Source organism: Pedococcus sp. P5_B7 (genome assembly GCF_054049895.1).
On sequence record NZ_JBFULM010000006.1, the window covers coordinates 243,974 to 265,600 of the forward strand.

The 21,627-nt window shown below is 70.3% G+C and carries 20 protein-coding genes; 8 read left to right on the forward strand and 12 right to left on the reverse strand.

The features are described 5' to 3' along the window. Positions 1–83: 83 nt before the first annotated feature. The gene (locus ACXJKD_RS14985) at positions 84–1,307 is read left to right on the forward strand and encodes an MFS transporter (RefSeq protein ID WP_457255407.1); all 1,224 of its coding nucleotides are present in this window, start codon (positions 84–86) and stop codon (positions 1,305–1,307) included. A 14-nt stretch (positions 1,308–1,321) separates the two neighbouring features. On the opposite strand, the gene ACXJKD_RS14990 is transcribed toward ACXJKD_RS14985, so the two are convergent. The 10 genes from ACXJKD_RS14990 to ACXJKD_RS15035 all read right to left on the reverse strand — a co-directional run bounded on the left by ACXJKD_RS14990 (position 1,322) and on the right by ACXJKD_RS15035 (position 10,284). After that, positions 1,322–1,645 carry a DUF202 domain-containing protein gene (locus ACXJKD_RS14990; protein WP_457255408.1) on the reverse strand — a complete coding sequence of 108 codons (324 nt, stop codon included), beginning with the start codon at positions 1,643–1,645 and terminating at the stop codon, positions 1,322–1,324. Continuing rightward, entirely contained in the window at positions 1,642–2,019 is a 378-nt protein-coding gene (locus tag ACXJKD_RS14995) for a YidH family protein (protein ID WP_457255409.1), read from the reverse strand. Before ACXJKD_RS14995 ends, ACXJKD_RS14990 begins: the two co-directional genes overlap by 4 nt. After that, positions 2,012–3,205 carry a dephospho-CoA kinase gene (coaE, locus tag ACXJKD_RS15000; RefSeq protein WP_457255410.1) on the reverse strand — a complete coding sequence of 398 codons (1,194 nt, stop codon included), beginning with the start codon at positions 3,203–3,205 and terminating at the stop codon, positions 2,012–2,014. The genes ACXJKD_RS14995 and coaE overlap by 8 nt, the downstream gene beginning before the upstream one ends. 10 nt (positions 3,206–3,215) lie before the next feature. Beyond that, positions 3,216–3,680, reverse strand: a complete 465-nt coding sequence (locus ACXJKD_RS15005) for a PPOX class F420-dependent oxidoreductase (protein ID WP_457255411.1) — start codon at positions 3,678–3,680, stop codon at positions 3,216–3,218. Between the two features lie 10 nt (positions 3,681–3,690). Further along, complete coding sequence (locus ACXJKD_RS15010) at positions 3,691–4,500, reverse strand: DUF4184 family protein (RefSeq protein WP_457255412.1); 810 nt, start codon at positions 4,498–4,500, stop codon at positions 3,691–3,693. 28 nt (positions 4,501–4,528) lie between these two features. Continuing rightward, positions 4,529–5,032: a hypothetical protein gene (locus ACXJKD_RS15015; RefSeq protein ID WP_457255413.1), complete on the reverse strand. Its 504-nt coding sequence runs from the start codon at positions 5,030–5,032 to the stop codon at positions 4,529–4,531. Positions 5,033–5,147: 115 nt separating this feature from the next. Beyond that, positions 5,148–7,271, reverse strand: coding sequence for a hypothetical protein (locus ACXJKD_RS15020; RefSeq protein ID WP_457255414.1), 2,124 nt, complete (start codon positions 7,269–7,271; stop codon positions 5,148–5,150). Between the two features lie 355 nt (positions 7,272–7,626). Beyond that, a complete protein-coding gene (locus ACXJKD_RS15025; protein WP_457255415.1) occupies positions 7,627–8,184 on the reverse strand; it encodes a GerMN domain-containing protein in 558 nt (185 codons plus the stop codon). Positions 8,185–8,197: 13 nt separating this feature from the next. After that, on the reverse strand, positions 8,198–9,520 hold the full coding sequence (locus ACXJKD_RS15030; protein WP_457255416.1) for an ATP-binding protein: 1,323 nt from the start codon (positions 9,518–9,520) through the stop codon (positions 8,198–8,200). Between the two features lie 80 nt (positions 9,521–9,600). Next, complete coding sequence (locus tag ACXJKD_RS15035; protein WP_457255417.1) at positions 9,601–10,284, reverse strand: response regulator; 684 nt, start codon at positions 10,282–10,284, stop codon at positions 9,601–9,603. Between the two features lie 241 nt (positions 10,285–10,525). On the opposite strand from ACXJKD_RS15035, the gene ACXJKD_RS15040 reads away from it, so the two are divergent. The 5 genes from ACXJKD_RS15040 to ACXJKD_RS15060 are packed head-to-tail and all read left to right on the forward strand — an operon-like array spanning position 10,526 to position 16,417. Beyond that, positions 10,526–12,325, forward strand: coding sequence for an ABC transporter substrate-binding protein (locus ACXJKD_RS15040; protein WP_457255418.1), 1,800 nt, complete (start codon positions 10,526–10,528; stop codon positions 12,323–12,325). 10 nt (positions 12,326–12,335) lie between these two features. Further along, positions 12,336–13,397, forward strand: a complete 1,062-nt coding sequence (locus ACXJKD_RS15045) for an ABC transporter ATP-binding protein (RefSeq protein ID WP_457255419.1) — start codon at positions 12,336–12,338, stop codon at positions 13,395–13,397. Continuing rightward, positions 13,394–14,473, forward strand: a complete 1,080-nt coding sequence (locus ACXJKD_RS15050) for an ABC transporter ATP-binding protein (RefSeq protein WP_457255420.1) — start codon at positions 13,394–13,396, stop codon at positions 14,471–14,473. The genes ACXJKD_RS15045 and ACXJKD_RS15050 overlap by 4 nt, the downstream gene beginning before the upstream one ends. Continuing rightward, positions 14,470–15,450, forward strand: a complete 981-nt coding sequence (locus tag ACXJKD_RS15055) for an ABC transporter permease (protein ID WP_457255421.1) — start codon at positions 14,470–14,472, stop codon at positions 15,448–15,450. Before ACXJKD_RS15050 ends, ACXJKD_RS15055 begins: the two co-directional genes overlap by 4 nt. Before the next feature lie 7 nt (positions 15,451–15,457). Beyond that, positions 15,458–16,417: an ABC transporter permease gene (locus ACXJKD_RS15060; protein ID WP_457255422.1), complete on the forward strand. Its 960-nt coding sequence runs from the start codon at positions 15,458–15,460 to the stop codon at positions 16,415–16,417. A gap of 124 nt (positions 16,418–16,541) precedes the next feature. Here ACXJKD_RS15060 and rpsA read toward each other — a convergent pair whose 3' ends face one another. Further along, the gene (gene rpsA, locus ACXJKD_RS15065; RefSeq protein ID WP_457255423.1) at positions 16,542–18,053 is read right to left on the reverse strand and encodes a 30S ribosomal protein S1; all 1,512 of its coding nucleotides are present in this window, start codon (positions 18,051–18,053) and stop codon (positions 16,542–16,544) included. Between the two features lie 152 nt (positions 18,054–18,205). Between rpsA and ACXJKD_RS15070 the strand changes: the two genes are divergently transcribed. Together ACXJKD_RS15070 and ACXJKD_RS15075 are read left to right on the forward strand one after the other, a co-directional pair. Further along, positions 18,206–19,021 (forward strand): class I SAM-dependent methyltransferase, encoded by an 816-nt coding sequence (locus ACXJKD_RS15070; RefSeq protein WP_457255424.1) that lies wholly within the window; start codon positions 18,206–18,208, stop codon positions 19,019–19,021. A gap of 74 nt (positions 19,022–19,095) precedes the next feature. Beyond that, complete coding sequence (locus ACXJKD_RS15075) at positions 19,096–20,556, forward strand: MFS transporter (RefSeq protein WP_457255425.1); 1,461 nt, start codon at positions 19,096–19,098, stop codon at positions 20,554–20,556. A gap of 92 nt (positions 20,557–20,648) precedes the next feature. Here ACXJKD_RS15075 and ACXJKD_RS15080 read toward each other — a convergent pair whose 3' ends face one another. Then, positions 20,649–21,611 (reverse strand): DUF3068 domain-containing protein, encoded by a 963-nt coding sequence (locus ACXJKD_RS15080; RefSeq protein WP_457255426.1) that lies wholly within the window; start codon positions 21,609–21,611, stop codon positions 20,649–20,651. Positions 21,612–21,627: the final 16 nt, after the last annotated feature.

Here is a 21,627-nt window from a genome sequence, read left to right on the forward strand (position 1 = left end):
GGCCGACCCTCCGACAGCGCCCGTCTCAGGATGCGGTGAGACAGACTGCCCCCCCCCGACGACGCGAGGCGTAGGACTGGGTGGTGGCCACCGCAACCAGCCCCCACGACCGGACCGCCGCCCCGTCCACGGAGGTGGGGCCCGGCCGCCGTTGGGCGATGCTCGCGGTGAGCACGCTCGCCCAGACGGCGTCCGCCGTCGCCCTGCACGGACCCGCCTTCCTGATCCCCGTCCTGCACGCCCGCGAGGGGCTTCCGTTGGCCACTGCGGGGCTGGTCAGCGCCGCGCCCATGCTGGGCGTCATGCTCACCCTGGTCGCGTGGGGCGTCGTCGTCGACCGCAGGGGCGAGCGCCTGGCCCTCGTCACCGGACTCGCGGTGACCGCACTCGCCGCCCTCGCGAGCACGACGGCGCGCGGGCCGGTGGGCTGGTGCGCGTGGCTCTTCGTCGCGGGCGCAGCCGCCGCCAGCGCCAACGCCGCCAGCGGGCGGGTCGTGGTCGGCTGGTTCCCAGCGGGCCGGCGAGGGCTCGCCATGGGCATTCGCCAGATGGCCCAGCCACTCGGGGTGGCCGTGGCCGCGGTGACCATGGCCGTGCTGGCCGAGCACCACGGCATCCGCGTGGCGCTGGCGGTGCCCGCTGCGGCTGCTGCCCTCGCGTGCGTGGCGGTCGCCGTGGTCGTCAAGGACCCGCCGCGGCCGCCGCGCACCGTCGACACGGCGCGCAACCCCTACCGCAGCGACCGCACGCTGGCGCGCGTGCACGGCGTCTCGATGCTCCTCGTCGTGCCGCAGTTCCTGGTGTGGACCTACTCGCTCGCCTGGCTGGTCACCGACCGTGGCTGGTCTGCGGCCGCAGCCGGCACCCTGGTCGCCGTGACGCAGGTCGGCGGAGCCGCGGGGCGGATCGCCGTGGGCCACCTGTCCGACCGGGTCGGGAGCCGGATGCGACCGTTGCGGTGGGTCGCGGCCGCGGTCGTGGTGACGATGGGGCTGCTCGGCGTCGCGTCCCACGAGGAGTGGGGTGTCGCCGTGCTCCTGCTCGTCGTCGCGTCGGCGGTCACCGTGGCCGACAACGGCCTCGCGTTCACCGCCGTCGCCGAGCGAGCGGGGCCGTTCTGGTCGGGGCGAGCGCTCGGCGTCCAGAACACCGGCCAGTTCCTCACGGCCGCGGCGGTGCCCCCGCTCGCGGGTGCCCTGGTGAGCTGGACCGGGTATGCCGTGACGTTCGCCTCCGCGTCCCTCTTCGCCCTGGTCGCACTTCCCCTGGTCCCCGTGCGCGACGAGCACCACCCTCCAGGCCGCTGACCCGGGCTGCGCGGTCAGCCCAGCCACGAGGTGACCCCCAGCACGACTCCACCGGTCGCGGCGAGGAGGGTCACCACGGCGACGCGGACCATCGGCTGGAAGGGCGAGTAGCCACGGGTCTCGTCGCGCAGCTGGACGAGACGGCGTCGCACCGACCCCACCAGTGCCACGCTGACGCCCATCGCCGCGGCCCCCGCCGCTGCCCGGAGGGGTCGGTCGGTGCGCAGCGCCACGAGGACCAACGGCACCAGCGCCACCATCGCGGTGATCGCGGTGCGCTGCCAGGCCAGGGCCGTGCGCTCGGGCTGGAGTGCGTCGCGGTCCGGGATGGCGCTCACCGGCCGGCGACCTCCACCACCGCGAGGACGAGGGTGAGACCGCCGAGGACCACGACGCCCCCGGCGAGGAGGAGAAGGGCTTGCGGTGCGGGCAGTGGTCGGGTCAGGCGCAGGGCTCGCTCCACCCGCGCCCAGGCGACGACGGCCCGGACGGCCAGGACGGCTCCGCCGATGCAGGCGGCGGCACCCACGAGGGCCGCCCAGGCCGGGAGGGTCGACAGGCTCGCCAGTGACACGAACGCGACGCCGCCACCGACCAGGGCCAGGGCCGTGCGCATCCACGCCAGGGCGGTCCGCTCGTTGGCGAGCGAGAACCGTGGGTCCGGCTCCTCGCCGACGCCGTAGACGCTCGTGGGCCGGCGCTGCTCAGTCACGCGTCGGCTCCCAGGCCGTGTCGGCCGCCCACGCCTCGGCCCGGGCGTGGACGGAGTCGAACCACGGCTCCTTGGCCTCGGCGTACTCGCTGACCGTCGTGACGGCCGCCGCGATGCGCCGCTTCTCGACCTCGTAGTCGGTGCGGGCCTGCGAGTCCGCCCGCATCCAGTCACGGAACATCAACGCCCACCGCCACCCGGGGCTCCCCACCTCTCGGACGTGGACGTGCGTCACCCGAGACGGGTCGCAGCTGCCGTGCATCCGCTTGGGCCAGAGCCCGTCGGAGCCCCGGTCGAAGTCGGAGAACACGCCTTCGGCGCGGGGGAAGCCCGCAGCGTCGAGCCGCGCCCGCAGGGCCTCGCCGTCCGCGTCGTCGAGGCTCGGCACCCCGATCTGCAGGTCGACCACGTCCTTCGCGACGAGGCCGGGGACCGCAGTGCTGCCGATGTGGTGGGCCGTCACCGCCGTCTCCCCGAAGGCCAACCGCAGGCGCCCGAGCAACCGGCGTGCCTCGTCCGGCCACGAGGGGTCGCTTGCCACCAGCTCCAGCGTCTCGCCACGACGCGACCGTATGCCGCGGCGGACGTTCTCCTCGAAGGGCACCAGGCGCTCGTCCCACAGTGCGTCGACCACCGTCAGCAGGTCGTCCTGGTGGCCGTCGTTGGCGACCCAGACGTCAGCGACGGCGCGCCGCTCCTGGTCGGTGGCCTGGGCAGCGATCCTGCTCCGGGCGTCGGACTCGGTCATGCCCCGGGTCTGCATCAGCCGCTTCACCCGGGTCTCCTCGTCGGCGCCGACGACGACCACGAGGTGGTAGCGCGGGCCGTAGTGCTTCTCGACCAGCAGCGGGACGTCGTGGACGACCACTGCGTCCGACGGCGCGGCCTCGACCAGCTCCCGCGTGCGGTCGGCGATCAGGGGGTGGGTGATCCCCTCGAGGTCGCGGCGCGCACCCTCGTCGGCGAAGACGAGCGCCCCGAGGGCCGGGCGGTTCAGGGCGCCGTCGTCGTCGAGCACGGCGTCGCCGAACCGGTCGACGATCGCTGCCAGGCCGGCACTCCCGGGCGCCACGACCTCCCGCGCCAGGACGTCGGCGTCGATGACGGTGGCCCCGTGTGACGAAAGCCGTTGCGCCACAGTCGACTTCCCGGACCCGATGCCTCCCGTGAGGCCCACGCGGAGCATGCCCACCACCCTAGTCGGCCAGGCGCGGCGGGAAGCCGCCGGTGGCGACCGGGCCCCAGCGAGTCGGGGTGATCCGCAGGATCGACTTGTCCTGGTCGACCATCGCCTGGCGGTACTCGTCCCAGTCCGGGTGCTCCCCCGAGATGTTGCGGAAGTACTCAACGAGCGGCTCGACCGACTCGGGTGCGTCGATCACCTCGCACTCCCCGTCGACCTGCACCCACGCGCCGCCGAAGTCGTCCGAGAGGACGACCACCGACACGTCGGAGCGCCTGCGGGCGTTGACCGTCTTGGCGCGGTCGCGGTAGCTGGAGATCACGATGCGGCCGCTGTCGTCGACCCCGCCGGTCACCGGTGACGCCTGGGGGCGGCCGTCGGCCCGGCTGGTGATGACGAGCATGTGGTGACGGGGCCTGACGAAGTCGAGCAGCCCCTCGAGGTCGACCTGGGTGGTGGTCGCGATCGTCCGTGCCATGCCCCCGAGCCTAGACACCCGCGTCGCGGTCGGCCCCCGCCGGAGCCTGCGTCTTCGCCTCCGCCTCGACGGCAATGGCTCGTCGGCGCACCGTGAGGTGCCACCACGCCGCGACGCCACACGCGGCCAGGCCCAGCCCGCTCACGCCACGGACGACCGCGATGAAGAACACCATCTCGGTGGAGGTCCCGACCACCCACGCGGGCACTGCGAAGGCGAGCGCACACCCCACCGGGAAGGCTGCGAGCAACGCCAGTGCGGTGGTCCGCTCGCGTTCCCCGGCGCATGGCACGTCGCCCGGTGCCGGCGGCGCCGCCTGGCGCCGGAGGCAGTAGGCCAGCACCACCGCACACCCGAGCAGTCCGCTGCCGTACTGCGCCAGCTTGAAGACCGGGAGCCCGTGGTCCTCGGTCAGGAACGGGACCCGCTCGACCACCCACCCGTTCGCGTGGGTGAAGGAGTCCCACCCGACGTGGGTCAGGGCACCCCCGACCACGCAGGGCACGGCCCACAGCGCCGCTCGCAGCGTCGCCGGTGGTGGCACGGGGATCCTGCCGCGGATGCTCCCCGGTGCGAGGTCACGCACGACGGGTGAGGCGACCGACCTCCAGAGCGCCACGAAGAGCAGGCCCAGCGCCAGGTCGAGGGTGACGACCCCCGTCAGCGAGTGCGACAGGTCGCGGTCGATGCGGATCGGCACGAAGTAGAGGAGGTCCGGCACCATCGACCCGATGACCAGCGCCGACGGGACGACCCACGTCGGCCGTCGCTTACCCACCAAGGGCAGGACTGCTGCCACGTGGGCGGGCGTGAACGGCATCCGTGCACCCTAGCCCGGGCCGCACGAGTCAGGATGCGGCCGGCGCGACGGCATCCGAGCGCGGGCCCTCGACCCCGTGCTCACGCACGCTGCTCACGGCATACCGGGGCGTCCCAGCTCCCGGCTCCGCATCCGTGAAGGCGAGCGTGGCGCTGGTGCCCACGAGGACCTCGGCGCCGCCGTCGACGGTGCGGTAGATGCGGTACTCCACCACGGTGTCCGAGTAGGTGTGCGGCACGGTCACCGCCGGTGGCGGCGACCACGACAGCCGCACGGTGGCCCCCTCGCGGGCGGCCCTCACGCGCTGCGGCGGAGGCGGGTTCACCCGCAGCTGCTCCTCGGCGGTGAGCTCCGGGGGCACCGACGTCGGAGCGACCCTCGATGCCGAGGGGCTGGTCGACGTGGCCGTCGTGGACGGGGCCGACATCCCGGGCTGGTGGTCGTCAGGAGCCGTGGAGGCGCACCCTCCCACGGCCACGACCAGGACGATCGCGCTGACGGCTGTCAGCCGTCGGACCAGGTTGGTGCTCATGACACTTCGACGCCTCCTCCCAAGGGGCGGTTCCCCAGAGCCGCCCGCCAGTCGCCCCGAGCCGCCCGACTGGCGGGGAGCCGAAGCTCCCCGCCAGCCGGTGTCGACCCTGCGGTCACTTGTGCAGGTGGTGCTCCTTCGCCTCTTGGTAGGTGAGCTCGTGCGGAGCCTTCTCCGTCGCGCTCAGCCCAGCGGAGATCCCGCCACCAACCGTGCCGCCGCCGTAGGTCAGGTTCGCCCAGTTGTTCTGGGTGCCCAGGACCGTGAGGCCGCCGGCGTTGTTGATGTCGGATGCGACGATCCCGCCCGTGACGCCATCGCAGTTCCAGTTGATCGGCAGGTTCGCGCCACCGACGGTGGTGCGCTGCGTGCCGTTCGGGCAGAACCAGCGGGTGCGGTAGGTCGCCGCACTGGCGCTCCCGAGCCCCGCGTTCTCGTTCAGGGCCGCCTCGTTGAGGTTCGGCAGGGTGAACGATGAGTAGGTGAAGCTCGGCGGGATGGTCCCCGTCCGCGGGATGCCGGTCACCTGGAACGCGTAGTTCATCACGCTCAGGTAGTTCGGCTCGAAGTTGGCGTGGTCGTCACCGCCGTGGCGGAGTCCGAGGTCGTGCCCGAACTCGTGGATGAACGTGCCCACCTTGGCGTCCGAGCTGCCGCCGCCACCCCAGAGCCCGAGCGTCACGACGAAGCTGTCGTTCGGGATGTTGAAGGCGTTGCCACTGCTGCTGCCACCGTCGTAGCCGTGTGCCCAGATCATGTAGTAGTAGACCTTGGCGCGTGCGGCGTTGAAGTTGGCGGACTTGATGGCGTTGAACTGTGCGGCGACCGGGTTGAGGTCGGCGTCGAACGGGACCAGGTTGCCTCCACCGAGGTTGAACGCAGCTCCACGCGCCGCACCGGCGTCGAGGTGCAACCGGATGCCTGCGAGCCCGTCAGGGTTGGCGGCATACGGGGCAGCTGCGTAGGCAGCCACCATGCGGTTCAGGTCTGCGGCGAGCGGCAGGTGGCACGGGCACACGGCCTCGGCACCCATGTAGTCCATCTCGACGTAGAGATCCTTGTGGACCGGGTTCGCACCCGGCAGCGCGACGTCGAACGTGCCGTTGCCGTCGGAGTCGAGGCCGTTGGCCTCCCACCCGTCGAGCAGCTTGTCGCCGTCGGTGTCGATCTGGCCGTAGTAGCGGGCCGACATGACCTGGGCCACCCAGGAGAGGCAGTCCGGGCCGCCGTCGACCGTGAACCTCGCGCTCGTGTCACCCGGGTGGACCAGGCGGCCGAACGAGATGGTGTCGGTGTCCCACAGGTTGCCCTGGCTGTAGCGCGGGAGCGGACGGTCCGTCCCGTCCCAGTCGGGCGGGAAGACATCGACACCGTTGACCTTGCTGAACGGCTCGCCGGCGTTGGCCTGGCCGTCCGCACCGATGAACGTGGTCCGGAACTCACCAACCGGGTTGGAGGCCGAGAACCCGAAGGGCAGCGACGTGGTCATGGCGCCACCAGAGGTCATGCCGTAGCCGTTGGCGACGACGACCTGGGTGAGCGGGAAGCTGGGCTTGTCGTAGACCACGACGAGCGAGGCGCCCTCGGCGAGCGGAGCGGGCGCAGACGTCTTGAACGGGTCGGCGCCGTCGTGCCGGCTCGACGCGAACCCCTTGAGTGCGTACCAGCCGTTGCCGGTCACATAGCTGCCGACGTTCGCCCGGTAGGCGTAGCCGGTGGTCGTGCCGCCCCAGCAGGGACTTCCGCCCTGACCGACCTTGATGCCCCGGATCGGCAGACCCTTGAAGGTCCCCGCCGAGAACGACGAGGACTCCGCATTGCCGAGGATGCTCCAGTAGAGATAGGCCTCGACGACCTTGGCGCCGGCAGGCACCCCGGACACGTAGATCGACCCTGCGCCGCGGTTGCGCAGGCCGACGCCCGAGGCGGTGTAGCCGCCGTGCACCGTCAGCTGTGCATAGGTCGAAGGCGCTGCTCCGGAGACGCCACCCACACCCGAGGTCTTCGAGCCGGTGGCGACGCCCTTGCCGGGTGGCACCTTTGCAGCGATGGCAGTCGCGGCCGATGGTGCCAATGCGTCCACGGCGGCCGCGACGGGCGCCTTGTGGATGCTGATCGACGGTGCCGCCGAAGCGGCCGTCTGTGCTGTCGCGGCTGCCGCAGCAAAGGCTGCACCTGCCGTGACGAGCACGGTGGCGAACCGCGCCGAACGGCGCAGCCCAGTGGTGGTTGATTTCATTGCGAGTCCTCCCCAAGACTCTTGTGTGCCGCCCGCCTGCGACCCGCACCAGCCCTCCGGTCGTCACCGCGCCCCCTGCGCTGGTGGACGGCCGCGGACCGCGACGTCACGTGCACACATCCCCTAGTGCTGCGCCAGGATCCGACGGTGTCGGCCCCCCCTGCTGTCGCAGCACCAATAGGTATAGAGCCAGTAGCCTGCGTTCGCCATCAGCAATATGACGTAGACCGTGGATAGATCCTTCAACTTCCACTCCTCGTGATTCACGACGTGAAGACATCACTGCTCGTGATTCACGACGTGGAGACATCTCGGCGGGCCGCGCCGCGGGCGGCCCGCCGGCCCGCTCGGGCTGCTAGCCCGGGGGGTTGTATGCCGCGTAGTCCACCCGCGTGACCGGCCGCGTCACGAGCTGCCCGCTCGGGTCGGGCATCGGCAGTGCGCGGGTGCCCTGCACCAGCTGGACGCTCTGCGCCAGGCTGTTCGCCGTCACGGTGAACACGAGCTGGGCCATCGCCAGCGACTGCTCGCGGACGGAGATCCGCTCGAAGCCGGACGGCAGGGTGATCCGGGCCACGCCGTCCGCGTCGACGACTCCCCGCAAGGGGGTGCTGGCGATCGGCAGGGCGCTGCGGATGCCGGCCGCGGCCATGGCCGGCGTGACCGGGGCGGCCAGACCGACGAAGGACGGCTCGAGCCCGGCGCCCGGTGGCACGGTGCGGGTCAGGCGGGCCAGGTGGTCGCCCTGCACGAAGTAGACCGCCACCGTGAGCGGCACGCCCTGACGTCTGGGGCCCGACGCGGTCGTCGTCGCCGTCGGTGCCGAGGCAGGGACAGGACTGGCCTGGGTGCCGATCGAACACGCGGACAGGCCCAGGGCGACGGCGACCACGGCGACCACGACGCCGGCCACGCGGCATACCGGGCTAGGACGAGATGGTGGGCAGCTCGACGACAAACCGGGCACCTCCTCCCGGTCGTTCCTCGACGAGCACCTGGCCCTCGTGGAGGGCCACGTGCCGCTGGACGATGGACAGCCCGAGGCCCACGCCGGTGCGCTCGCTCGAGCCACCGCGCGCGAAGCGTTCGAACACCCGCGAGCGGCGCTCGGGCAGGATGCCGGGGCCGGCGTCCTCCACCACGATGCGCAGCCCGTGCGCACCGAGCTCGACCCGGACGGCCGTGCACCCACCTCCGTGCGTCTCGGCGTTGCCGACGAGGTTGGCGACCACCCGCTCGAGGCGACGCTTGTCGACCTCCATGGTGAGGGTGGCGACCGCCGGGTCCACCGTCGTGACGACCCGGCCGGCCGCGGCGTCGGCGGCGCGCCGCACCAGGTCTCCCACCCGGACCGTCTCGCGGACCACCTGGTCGCCCGCGTCGTGGCGGGAGATCTCGAGCAGGTCCACGACCAGGGCGCGGAACCGTTCCAGCTCGTCGGCCAGCAGGTCGACGGGCTCCCGCACCGACTCGGGGAGCTGCTCACGCCGGTTCTGGATGACCTGCATCGAGTTGAGCATGGTCGTCATGGGGGTGCGCAGCTCGTGGCTCACGTCGACCGCGAACCGCGCATCGGCGACGACGTGGCGTTGGAGGTCCTCGACGGTACGGTTGAAGGAGCCGGCCAGCTCCTCGAGGTCAGGGTCACCGGCTGCGTTGAGGCGTGCCGAGAGCTGCCCGGCAGCGACGTCGGCGGCCACCCGGTTGAGCTCGGTGAGTGGGCGCAGGGCCAACCGGCTGGCGAACCGACCGACCCCCAGACCGATCAGGACCGTGACCACGGCGGCCGCGACGAGCCCGAGCGACAGGGCGCGCGCGGTCCGCTGCATCTCCTCGAGGGAGTAGATCTCGAAGTAGCTCCCCCGCCCGCCGTCCAACGGCAGCCCGACCGCGAGGTGCAGCGTCCCGTCGACGCGGATCCGTTGGGTGGCTTCCCGTCCGTCGCCGACGAACGCCACCAGCGAGGTCGGCAGGCTGGCCGGGCCGAGGCTCGGCGAGGTGGCGTACCACCGTCCGTCCACGTGGGCGAGGACCGCGGCCGAGTCGGTGCCGGGCACGCCCTCGAGCACCGTCGGCAGGTCGGCGACGCCGGTCGAGAGGGCGGTCTCCACCTCACCCCGGTCGAGCGAGGTCTCGACGAGGGCGGTCTGCTCCGTCTGCGACACCATGGCGCGGGTCACGAGCGTCCAGGCCAGCCCGGAGAGCAACGCCGAGAGCCCGAGTGCGAGGAGCCCGAAGCCCAGGGTCACCCGCCCCCGCACCCCGAACCTGCGAGCGGGAAGAAACCGACGCAGGCCCCGCGCGCCAGCGCCAGCTCCCCCGCCGGCCACTAGCCCGCCAGCCGGTAGCCCAGCCCCCGGGCCGTGACCACGTAGCGAGGGCTGGCGGGGTCGCGCTCGACCTTGGTCCGCAGCCGGCGGATGTGCACGTCGACGATCCGCGAGTCGCCGAAGTAGCCGTAGCCCCAGACCTTGTCGAGGAGGTCCTCGCGGCTGAGGATGCGCCCCTCGGCGACGGCGAGCTCGGCCAGGAGGCGAAACTCCGTGCGCGTCAAGGCAACCGGCTCCCCGTCACGAAGCACCACGCCGTCGTCGAGACCGATCGACAGGTCGCCCACCATGGGCCGCCTCGGGCGGTGGTCGACGGCGGGCTCGACCCGTCGCAGGAGGGCGCGGATCCTCGCCGACAGCTCCTTGGCGACAAGGGGCTTGGTCACGTAGTCGTCGGCACCAGCCTCCAGCCCCGCGACCACGTCGTGGCTGTCGGAGCGGGCGGTGACCATGATGACCGGGACGTTGCTGCGGTGCCGGATCTCACGGCAGACCGAGAATCCGTCGGTGTCCGGGAGCATCACGTCGAGCAGCACGACATCAGGTTCCTCGCGGGGCAGGTCGGCCAGGCCCTGCTCCCCCGTGGCCGCCTCGGACACGTGGTAGCCCTCGTCCTCCAAGGCCAGGCGGAGCACCCGCCTGACCCGAGGGTCGTCCTCAACCAGCAGCACGCGCCGCGTCACGTCGTCAGTATCACACCGCCCGGCGGAGCCGTCCGGAAGTTCTGTCGCGTATGGCGTTCCGTCACGCAATCGTCATGAAGCCCCGGACTCTGTGACGGAGCATTTGCGGTCGCGTGACGCTTCCCGGCGCGCCCTCCCACGGCTGCGGTGCGGTGCCTAGTTTCGCAGTCGACCTGTCCTGCACGACCGGGCAGACCGCTCCTGTTCAAACCAGCTCCGTCCACCCATCCGAGGAGAAATCATGATCCCCAGGACACGTCGGCTCGCAGCGGTGGCAACCGCCTGCGCTGCGAGCCTCGGACTGGCTGCCTGCGCCAGCAGCACGGGCACCGGTACCGGCTCGTCGGCCACCGGCGGCACCGCCGTCAAGGGCGGCACCCTCAACATGCTGGGAGTCGGCGACGTCGACTACATGGACCCGAACATCAGCTACTACTCGGGTGGCTACGTCGCACTGCGACTGTGGAGCCGACAGCTCTTCACCTACCCCGCCATCAAGGACCAGGTCACCAAGGCCGCCCCCGACCTCGCGACCGCGATCCCGACCGAGGGCAACGGCATCAGCGCCGACGGCAAGACCTACACCTTCACCATCCGCCAGGGCGCGAAGTGGGACACCACCCCGGCCAGGCAGGTGACCGCCCAGGACATGGTTCGAGGGGTCAAGCGCACCTGCAACCCGGTCCAGCCGTTCGGCGGCCTGCCGGACTACGCCGACCTCATCGTCGGCTTCCAGTCGTTCTGCGACGGCTTCGCCAAGGTGGCCAAGACGCCCGCGGCCCTCGCGGCCTACGTCGACAAGACACCAGTGGCCGGTCTCCAGGCGAAGGACGACCAGACCGTGGTCTTCCAGCTCACCCACCCGGCCAGCTACTTCGTCGACATGCTCACCCTGCCGTCCTTCTCCCCGGCGCCCAAGGAGTACGACGCCTACCTGCCGGGCAGCCCGGAGCTGGCCGCGCACACCGTCTCTGACGGCCCCTACAAGATCGACTCCTACACGGCCACGAAGAAGATCTCGATGAGCCGCAACCCCGCGTGGGACCCCGCCACCGACCCGATCCGCAAGGCATACGTCGACAAGGTCGTCATCAACGAGACGGTCAGCCAGGACTCGGTCCAGCAGCAGCTCCAGACCGGCACCCCGAGCGCCGACATGGCCTTCGACACGTTCCCGCCGCCTTCGCAGCTCTCGGCGCTGATCGCGAAGAAGGACCCGCTGCTCAACCTCGGCGAGGGCTCTTCGAACAACCCCTACCTCGTCTACAACACCGTCTCGCCGACCAACAACAAGGCGCTGCAGAAGAAGGAGGTGCGGCAGGCGCTCTCCTACGCGCTCAACCGCACCAACATCATCCAGGTGCTCGGTGGACCCAAGGTCAACCCGCCCCTCACCCACGTCTTGCCGAGCAACGTCGTCGGTGGTGAGCAGAGCTTCGACCCGTACCCGAACGACCCGGCCAAGGCGAAGTCGATGCTGGCGGCCGCCGGCTACCCCAACGGTCTGACGCTGAAGATGTTGTACCGCAACGCCTCCGAGGGACAGAGCAAGTCGTTCCAGACGGTGCAGCAGGACCTTTCGAAGGTCGGCATCAAGGTCGTCGGTGTCCCGTCCCCGAACGCAGACTTCTACACGAAGTACCTCCAGGTGCCGACCGTCGCCCAGCGCGGCGTGTGGGACATCGCGATCGCCGGGTGGGGAGCCGACTGGTACGGCAACGCCGCGCTGTCGTTCTTCAAGCCGCTGTACTTCGGCAAGGCGGCCTTCCCGCCGATCGGCAGCAACTTCGGCTTCTACGACAGCCCGACGACCAACTCCCTCATCGACCAGGCGGCGAACGCCAAGACCGAAGACGAAGCCAGGGTCCTGTGGGCCAAGGCCGACCACCAGGTGATGGACGACGCCATCTTCTTCCCGATCACCAACCCGATCACCGCCAACTACCGGGCGGCCCAGGTGATGAACGCGGTCTACATCCCCGCCTTCCAGCAGTTCGACCCCGCGAACGTGTGGCTCGCCGCGGGCAAGCAGGGTGGCTGAGGACCCCGCCATGGCACTGCTGGAGGTTCGTGACCTCGAGGTCGCCTTCAACACCCCCGACGGTGTCGTCCAGGCCGTGCGCGGACTCTCCTTCGATGTCGAGCGTGGCAGCACGCTCGCCATCGTCGGGGAGTCCGGCTCGGGCAAGAGCGTGGCGACCCAGACCATCGCCGGCCTGACACGCGGCGCCCGGGTGAGCGGCACCGCACGGTTCGACGGCATCGACCTCATCGGAGCCGATCCGGAGGTGCTGCGCCGGGTTCGGGGTGCGCAGATCGGCATGATCTTCCAGGACCCGCTGTCGAGCCTGCACCCCTACTACACGGTCGGGTGGCAGATCGTCGAGATGATCAGGGCGCACCGCAAGGTCACCAAATCCGTTGCGCAGCAACGGGCCGCGGAGCTCCTGTCCATCGTCGGCATCCCCCGTGCCGAGCAGCGGATCCACGACTACCCCCACCAGTTCTCGGGCGGCATGCGACAGCGGGTCATGATCGCCATGGCGATGGCCCTCGACCCGGCGCTGCTCATCGCCGACGAGCCCACCACAGCCCTCGACGTGACCGTGCAGGCGCAGGTGCTCGACGTGATGCGCAGCCTCCAGGAACGGTTCGGGACGGCCATCATCCTCATCACCCACGACCTCGGCGTGGTCGCCGAGATGGCCGACGAGGTGGTGGTCATGTATGCCGGGTCGGTCATGGAGCGGGCACCTCGCCGGACGCTGTTCTACCGGAACCACCACCCCTACACCGAAGGGCTCCTGGCATCGCTGCCGTCCCAGGGCGGCACCGGCCAGCGGCTCACGCCGATCCCGGGGTCGCCACCCTCACTGATCAGCTTGCCGGCAGGGTGCCCGTTCGCGCCGCGCTGCCGCTACGCCTTCGACCGGTGCTGGAGCGTGGCCCCACCGCTGGACATGGTTCACGACGACCCCGAGCACCGCTCCGCCTGCTGGCTCGCCGACGACGCGCAGGCGCGCAGGGAGACGCAGGCGCGCACCGCGGCGTCGGCTGCTGCGGCGGCCGGCTCCGACGACCTCACGCCGACCCCGGCAGGGGTCGGGCCATGAGGTCCGAGGTCCTCCTGCGTGCCGAGGAGGTCACCAAGTCGTTCCCGGTGCGCTCGTCGGGGCTACGACGCACGCACGACGTGGTGCAGGCCGTCGCGGGGGTCAGCCTGGAGGTCCGGCGCGGCGAGACCCTCGGCCTGGTGGGCGAGACCGGGTGCGGGAAGTCCACCCTCGCGCGGTGCCTGGCCCGGCTCTACGACCTGACCTCGGGCACGGTGACCTTCGAGGACCGCGACATCAGCACCCTGTCGGGCCGCGATATGCGCCCCCTGCGCCAGGACATCCAGATGATCTTCCAGGACCCCTACGGCTCGCTGAACCCTCGCCGCCGGGTGGGCTCGATCATCGGCGACCCCTTCGTCATCCACGGGATCGGCTCGGCCGCCGACCGCAAGCGCACGGTCCAGGAGCTGATGGAGCGCGTGGGGTTGAACCCGGAGCACTACAACCGGTTCCCGGCCGAGTTCTCGGGGGGCCAGCGGCAGCGGATCGGAGTGGCTCGCGCGCTCGCGCTGCGGCCCAAGCTCGTGATCTGCGACGAGCCGGTGTCGGCTCTCGACGTGTCGATCCAGGCACAGATCATCAACCTGCTCGTCGACCTCCAGGACGACTTCGGGCTCACGTACCTGTTCATCTCGCACGACCTCTCGGTGATCCGTCACGTGAGCGACCGCATCGCGGTGATGCACCTGGGCAAGATCGCCGAGCTCGCCCCGGCGGCCCAGCTGTTCGACCACACCCGTCACCCGTACACCCGGTCGCTGCTGTCCGCCCTGCCCCATGCCGACCCGGACGTGGCCGACAGCCGCGAGCGGATCGTGCTCGTGGGTGACCTGCCCACCCCGACCAACCCGCCCTCGGGATGCCGGTTCCACACGAGGTGCCCCAAGGCGCGCGAGGACTGCGCCGTCACCGACCCACCCCTGGTCCCGGTGCTCGGGGACGGCCCGGTGCACCTGACGGCGTGCCTGCACCCGCTGGCCGTGGGCGAGGACCTCTCGCGGGCCAAGCCACGGGTCAGTGACACCGAGATCGACACCCGGTCGCGCCGGGCCGAGGAGGCTGAGTCCGCATGAGCGACACCGCAGACGTCGTGGCCGTCATGAGCCCCACGGGCCCCGAGGCCGACCCCCACGCCACCAGCCGGGCCACGGCGGCCACCGGCATCGAAGGCCGCACGCCCTGGCAGCTCGCGTGGCAGCGGCTGCGCCGCGACCGGGTGGCGATGGTGTCGCTCGTCGTGATCGGCCTCATCGTCCTGATGGCCGTCGCGGCACCCGTGGCCGCGCTGATCACCGGTCACCCGGTCAACGAGCAGTACCGCACCACCGGGCTCACCCCCGACGGCCTCCCCCGTGGCCCGTCGAGCGAGTTCTGGCTCGGGACCGACGACCTCGGCCGCGACATCCTCGTCCGCATCGCCTACGGCTCCCGCATCTCGCTGCTCGTCGGCGTCGCCTCGACCGTGCTCACCGTGGTGATCGGCGTGGTGATCGGGCTGGCTGCCGGCTTCCTCGGCGGCCTGGTGGACACCGTGCTGGCCCGTCTCATCGACGTCGTCCTGTCGGTGCCGTTCCTGCTGGTCGCGATCGCGCTGGTCTCGATCACGGGGCCGAGCCTGATCGTCACGGTCCTCGTCATCGGGTTCTTCAGCTGGGCCTCGGTGGCCCGCATCGTCCGGGGTCAGGTGCTGTCGATGCGAGAGCGTGAGTTCGTGGAGGCGGCCCGGTCCCTGGGCGCGTCCAACTCCCGGATCATGTTCGTCGACATCCTGCCCAACGTGCTCGCACCGGTGATCGTCTATGCCTCACTGCTCATCCCGGTGGTCATCGTCGTCGAGGCGACGCTGTCGTTCCTCGGGTTGGGTCTCGCCCCGCCGACGGCCGACTGGGGCGGGATGATCAGCGAGGCCCAGACCTACTACACGACGTCGTGGTGGTTCGTCGTCTTCCCCGGAGCCGCGCTGCTCGTCACGACGCTGGCCTTCAACCTCCTCGGCGACGGCATCCGCGACGCCTTCGACCCGCGCTCCGAGCGCCTGATGGCGAAGTGAGGTCGTCATGGTCCGCTTCCTGATCCGACGAGTCTTCCTCGGCTTCCTCGTGCTGTGGCTGATCACCGTGGCCGTCTTCGGCCTGTTCTTCGTCGCTCCCAACAACGTCGCCCGCACGCTGGCCGGCCGGCAGGCCACCCCCGAGACCGTCGCGGCGATCTCCCACCGGCTCGGGCTGGACCAGCCGTTGTGGAAGCAGTACCTCGACTTCGTGGGCAACGCCCTGCACGGCGACCTCGGCTACGACTACTACCACCAGGTGCCGGTCACGACGATCCTCGGCTCGGCGCTGCCGATCACCCTGTCGCTGGTGTTCGGCGCAGCCTTCCTGTGGCTCGGCCTCGGCGTCTTCAACGGCGTCATCTCGGCCACCCACCCGCGCTCGTTCACCGACCGGTCGCTCACCGCCCTGAGCCTGTTCTTCTACTCCACGCCGACGTTCCTGCTCGGCATCCTGCTGCTCTACGTCCTCTACTTCCGGCTCACCCTCGCCGGGCACACGGCCTTTCCCGCCGGGGGCTATGCGCCCTTCGGCGGTGGCCTGGGCCCGTGGGCGCAGCACCTGGTCCTGCCGTGGTTCACGCTGGCCCTGGTGTCAGCAGCGACCTACACGCGACTGACCCGGGCGTCGATGCTCGACGTGCTCGGCGAGGACTACGTGCGCACCGCCCGGTCCAAGGGGATCGGCGAGCGACGGGTGGTCCTGCGGCACGGGTTGCGGGCCGCGCTCACCCCGATCGTCACGCAGTTCGGGATCGACGTCGGATCGCTGCTGGGCGGCGTCGTCGTCACGGAGACCGTGTTCAGCCTCCCCGGGCTCGGCAAGACCGCCATCGACGCGATTAACCAGCAGGACCTCCCCGTCATCATCGGGATCGTGTTGTTCGCCGCCGCCGCGGTCGTGGTCGCCAACATCCTGGTCGACCTCGCGTATGCCGTGCTCGACCCCCGCGTCCGCCTGCACTGACCGATTCCGCGCCCCAGCCCGGGACGCCGAGAGGCCCGGCCCCCCAACTTGGGGAACCGGGCCTCTCGTGGTCCAGCGACCGAGCCGGCCACGCGGCATACGAGGTATGCCGCGTGGCGCAGGCTCAGTTGCCGGTGAGCTTCTCGCGCAGTGCGGCGAGGGCCTCGTCAGAGGCCAGGGTGCCCTCGGACGCCGGGGCGGCCGGGCGGCTGCTGCTGCTGCCCGTGTCGCTGTCGGAGTCCGCTGCGGACGTACCCGAGTCGGACGAGTAGGACGTCGCGGCACCAGCGTTGGCGGCTGCCTCGGCGTCGGCCTTGGTGGCCTCCTCGACCTGGGTCTTGTGAGCCTCCCAGCGGGTATGGGCCTCGGCGTACTGCTTCTCCCACTTCTCACGCTGGGTGTCGAAGCCCTCGAGCCACTCGTTGGTCTCCGGGTCGAAGCCCTCCGGGTACTTGTAGTTGCCGGCCTCGTCGTACTCCGCGGCCATGCCGTAGAGGGTCGGGTCGAACTCGGCGACGGGCGCGCTGTCGTCGTTGGCCTGCTTGAGGCTCAGCGAGATCCGGCGACGCTCGAGGTCGATGTCGATGACCTTGACGAAGATGTCGGAACCGACCGTGACGACCTGCTCCGGCAGCTCCACGTGGCGCTCGGCCAGCTCGGAGATGTGGACCAGGCCCTCGATGCCGTCGTCCACGCGGACGAACGCACCGAACGGGACCAGCTTGGTGACCTTGCCCGGCACGACCTGACCGATCGCGTGGGTGCGGGCGAAGTGCTGCCACGGGTCTTCCTGCGTCGCCTTGAGCGACAGGGAGACACGCTCGCGGTCCATGTCGACGTCGAGAACCTCGACGGTGACCTCCTGGCCGACCTCGACAACCTCGGACGGGTGGTCGATGTGCTTCCAGGACAGCTCGGACACGTGGACGAGACCGTCGACGCCGCCGAGGTCCACGAACGCACCGAAGTTGACGATGGAGGACACGACGCCGGAGCGGACCTGCCCCTTCTGGAGCTCCTTGAGGAACGTGGTGCGCACTTCGGACTGCGTCTGCTCGAGCCACGCACGGCGCGACAGGACCACGTTGTTGCGGTTCTTGTCGAGCTCGATGATCTTGGCCTCGATCTCCTTGCCCACGTAGGGCTGGAGGTCGCGGACGCGACGCATCTCCACGAGCGAGGCGGGGAGGAAGCCGCGCAGGCCGATGTCGAGGATGAGTCCACCCTTGACGACCTCGATGACGGTGCCGGTGACGACGCCGTCCTCTTCCTTGATCTTCTCGATCGTGCCCCAGGCGCGCTCGTACTGCGCACGCTTCTTGGACAGGATCAGACGACCTTCCTTGTCCTCCTTCTGGAGGACCAGGGCCTCGACCTCGTCGCCGACCTTGACGACCTCAGAGGGGTCGACGTCGTGCTTGATCGAGAGCTCGCGGGAGGGGATGACACCCTCGGTCTTGTAGCCGATGTCGAGCAGGACCTCGTCCCGGTCGACCTTGACGATGACACCCTCGACGATGTCTCCGTCATTGAAATCCTTGATCGTCGCGTCGATTGCGGCGAGCAGTTCTTCCTCGGTGCCGATGTCGTTGATGGCAACCTGAGGGGCGGTCTTTTCGACCGTGCTGGCAGTCATGTAGTAGGAACTCCGATGGTGGACAGTGAATAGAAGGTGGTGGTTGTGCTCACGCGAACCGGGCCGCCACACGGCGGCACGACGAAGCGCGCACACGGAAGTGCCTCCCTACCCTACCGAGGCCGTCCCTGCAGGGTCAAAACGCGAGAGGTATGCCGTTGAGTGAGTATGCGCAGGTCAGCCGTCGCGAGGCGGGCGCCGAGGAGACCGCCGCCGCGAACCGGTCGTGGTGGGACGCCGAGGCCGGCGAGTACTACGCCGAGCACGGGACCTTCCTGGGTGACGCGGACTTCGTCTGGGGACCTGAGGGCTGGCGGGAGGACGAGCTCCGGCTGCTCGGCGACCTCGGCGGTCGCCGGGTGCTCGAGATCGGGGCCGGCGCCGGCCAGTGCGCCCGCTGGGTGGCGGCCGCGGGAGCCGAGGTCGTCGCCACCGACCTGTCAGCCGGGATGGTCCGGCAGGGTCTCGACCTCAACCGCAAGGTCACGGCCCCGGAAGAAGCCGTGCCGTTCACCCAGTGCGACGCGGTCGAGCTGCCCTTCGCCGACGCCTGCTTCGACACGGTGTTCACCGCCTACGGCGCGATCCCCTTCGTGGCGGACACCTCCCGCCTGATGCGCGAGGTGGCACGGGTGCTTCGCCCCGGCGGCCGGTTCGTCTTCTCGACGACCCATCCCTTCCGGTGGGCCTTTCCGGACGACCCCGGGGCCCGCGGCCTGACCGTGACCCAGTCCTACTTCGACCGCACTCCCTACGTGGAGGCCGACTCCGACGGCGAGGCCACCTACGTCGAGCACCACCGCACCGTCGGCGACCGCGTGCGTGAGCTGGTGGCCGCCGGGCTGGTCCTCGTCGACCTCGTCGAGCCCGAGTGGCCCGAGCGCAACCAGCAACAGTGGGGTGGCTGGTCGCCGCTGCGAGGCGGCTACTTCCCCGGCACCGCGATCTTCGTCTGCCTCCGGACCTGATCGGACGTTTCGACCGCGCCAGGGTGGGTACGGAGGGCCCCGGAGTCCCCATCACACCCCGCAGAGGAGCCCTCGTGGCATCAGACGTCGAGACCGGACGCATCACCACCGACATCCCCGGACGGATGGACCGGTTGCCATGGGCGCGATGGCACTGGATGGTCGTCATCGGGCTGGGGACGGTGTGGATCCTCGACGGCCTCGAGGTCACGATCGTGGGCTCGATGTCGGAGGCGCTCAAGCCGAACGACACCGGCCTGGGCCTGAGCAGCTCGGACATCGGCATGGCCGGCGCGGTCTACGTCGCGGGCGCCTGTCTCGGTGCCCTGCTGTTCGGCCAGCTGACCGACCGGTTCGGCCGCAAGAAGCTGTTCCTGGTGACCCTGGGGGTCTACACCTTCGCGACCGTGCTCACGGCGTTCTCGCCGAGTCCGCTGTGGTACTTCATCGCCCGGTTCATCACCGGCATGGGCATCGGGGGTGAGTACGCCGCGATCAACTCGGCGATCGACGAGCTCATCCCCAAGAAGTACCGCGGCCGGGTGGACGTCGCGATCAACGGGTCGTTCTGGGTCGGGGCCGCTGCCGGCTCGCTGCTGACGATCCCGCTCCTCGACCCCAAGGTCCTCGACCCGGCGCTGGGCTGGCGGCTGGCCTTCGGCCTCGGCGCGATCCTGGCCGTCGGCATCCTCGTCGTCCGGCGGCACGTGCCCGAGAGCCCCAGGTGGCTGTTCATCCACGGCCGCGAGGACGAGGGCGAGCAGATCGTCCAGAGCATCGAGCGGACCGTCTCGGACGAGACCGGCACCGACCTGCCGGAGCCGACCGAGGAGCCGATCACGATCCGGCAGCGACGGACCATCTCCATCCCGGAGATCGCCCGCACCGTCTTCACCCTCTATCCCCGCCGCACGGTGCTCTGCTTCTCCCTCTTCGTCGGTCAGGCCTTCCTCTACAACGCCTTCTTCTTCACCTACGGCGACAGCCTCACCACGTTCTTCGGGGTGAAGCAGACCGGCTGGTACATCGCGGTCTTCGCGGTGAGCAACTTCCTCGGTGCCCTGCTGCTCAGCCCGCTGTTCGACAGCATCGGGCGGATCCGGATGATCAGCGGCACCTACATCGTGTCCGGGGTCCTGCTCGGCGTGGCGGGGCTGCTGCTCGGCTCGCTCAATGCGACCACCCTCACCGCCTTCGGCGTCGTGACGTTCTTCTTCGCCTCGGCGGGTGCCAGCGCGGCATACCTCACCGCCAGCGAGGTGTTCCCGCTCGAGACGCGGGCCCTCTGCATCGCGTTCTTCTACGCGATCGGCACCGCCGTCGGCGGCATCAGCGGCCCGCTGCTGTTCGGCAAGCTGATCGACGACGCCTCAGCGTCCAAGGACATCACCGGCCTGGCCCTGGGGTACTTCCTCGGCGCAGCGCTCATGGTGGCCGGCGGGATCATCGAGGCCTTCCTGGGTGTGAAGGCCGAAGGCCAGTCGCTCGAGAGCATCGCCCAGCCGCTGACCGCGGCAGACGCCTCCACCGGGTGACCGCAGGGCCACCTCGGCACGCTGTGGACGCCACGAGGGCCGACCGGATCGCTCCGGTCGGCCCTCGATGGACGTGCTGGGTGGGTGCGGTGTCAGACGGCCTCGCGGCGTCCTCGCGGGGCGGCGCTGCCGCGCACGGCGAGGAAGCCCACCAGGAGCAGGATGACCCCGAGGATGAGGAAGGTCAGCGGGAGGGTGCTGCGCACGAGCGCGAGCTTCGACCCCTTGCCGCCGGCGTCCTCCGCGTTGGCCTTCACCGTCGCGTCGTCGTACTTGATCGTCCCCTTCTGCAGGGTCACGATGTCCTGGCCGTCCTTCTGGAAGCGGGTGTTGAGCACTTCCTCACCCTTGACGACGATGCCGGTGTTGGGCTCGACCCAGATGGTGCGGGTGTTCTCGTAGACGCGGTCGACGGTGACGTTGCCCGTGGCCTTGGGGTCACCGGCGAGCGAGGCCGGCACCTCCTGCTGGGTGTAGGCCGTGGCCGGGATGACCATGCGGTAGACGTAGACGTCGGTGCCGAAGAGGTTCTCGGTGCGGACGAACTTGGCGTCGACCGGCTTCAGCAGGGTGTTGTCCCACCACTGGTAGGTCTGCTTCTGCGCGTTGAAGGGCATCTTGAAGATGAGGCCCTTGTAGGCGGTCGCGGTCCGGTCGGCCGGGTCCTCGGTGGCGGAGTTGTAGGTGTCGCAGCACTGGACGGCCTCGCCGGTGGTGCGGTCCATGGCGACCCGCTGCAGACCGGCGGAGAGCACCACGCCGTTCTGGTCGGTCGAGCGCACGAAGCTGTCCCAGACGGCGACGTTGCCACCCTGCTTCGTCTGCGCGGCCTGGTCAGCCTTCACGAAGCGGGTCGAGGTGAGCGTGAGGCCCGTCTTGGTCTCGAGGTCGGCGACGTAGAACGCCTCCATGTCCTGACCCTGGGACACCGACTTGGAGTACTGGTCGAGCGGAACCTTTGCCAGCGCCGGGTAGGCGTAGACCTTGAGCATCAGTGCAGCGACGAGGAGAAAAGCTCCCAGTCCCAGCCCGATGAGACCAGCGACCTTGCGCATCCAGAAACCTTTCGTT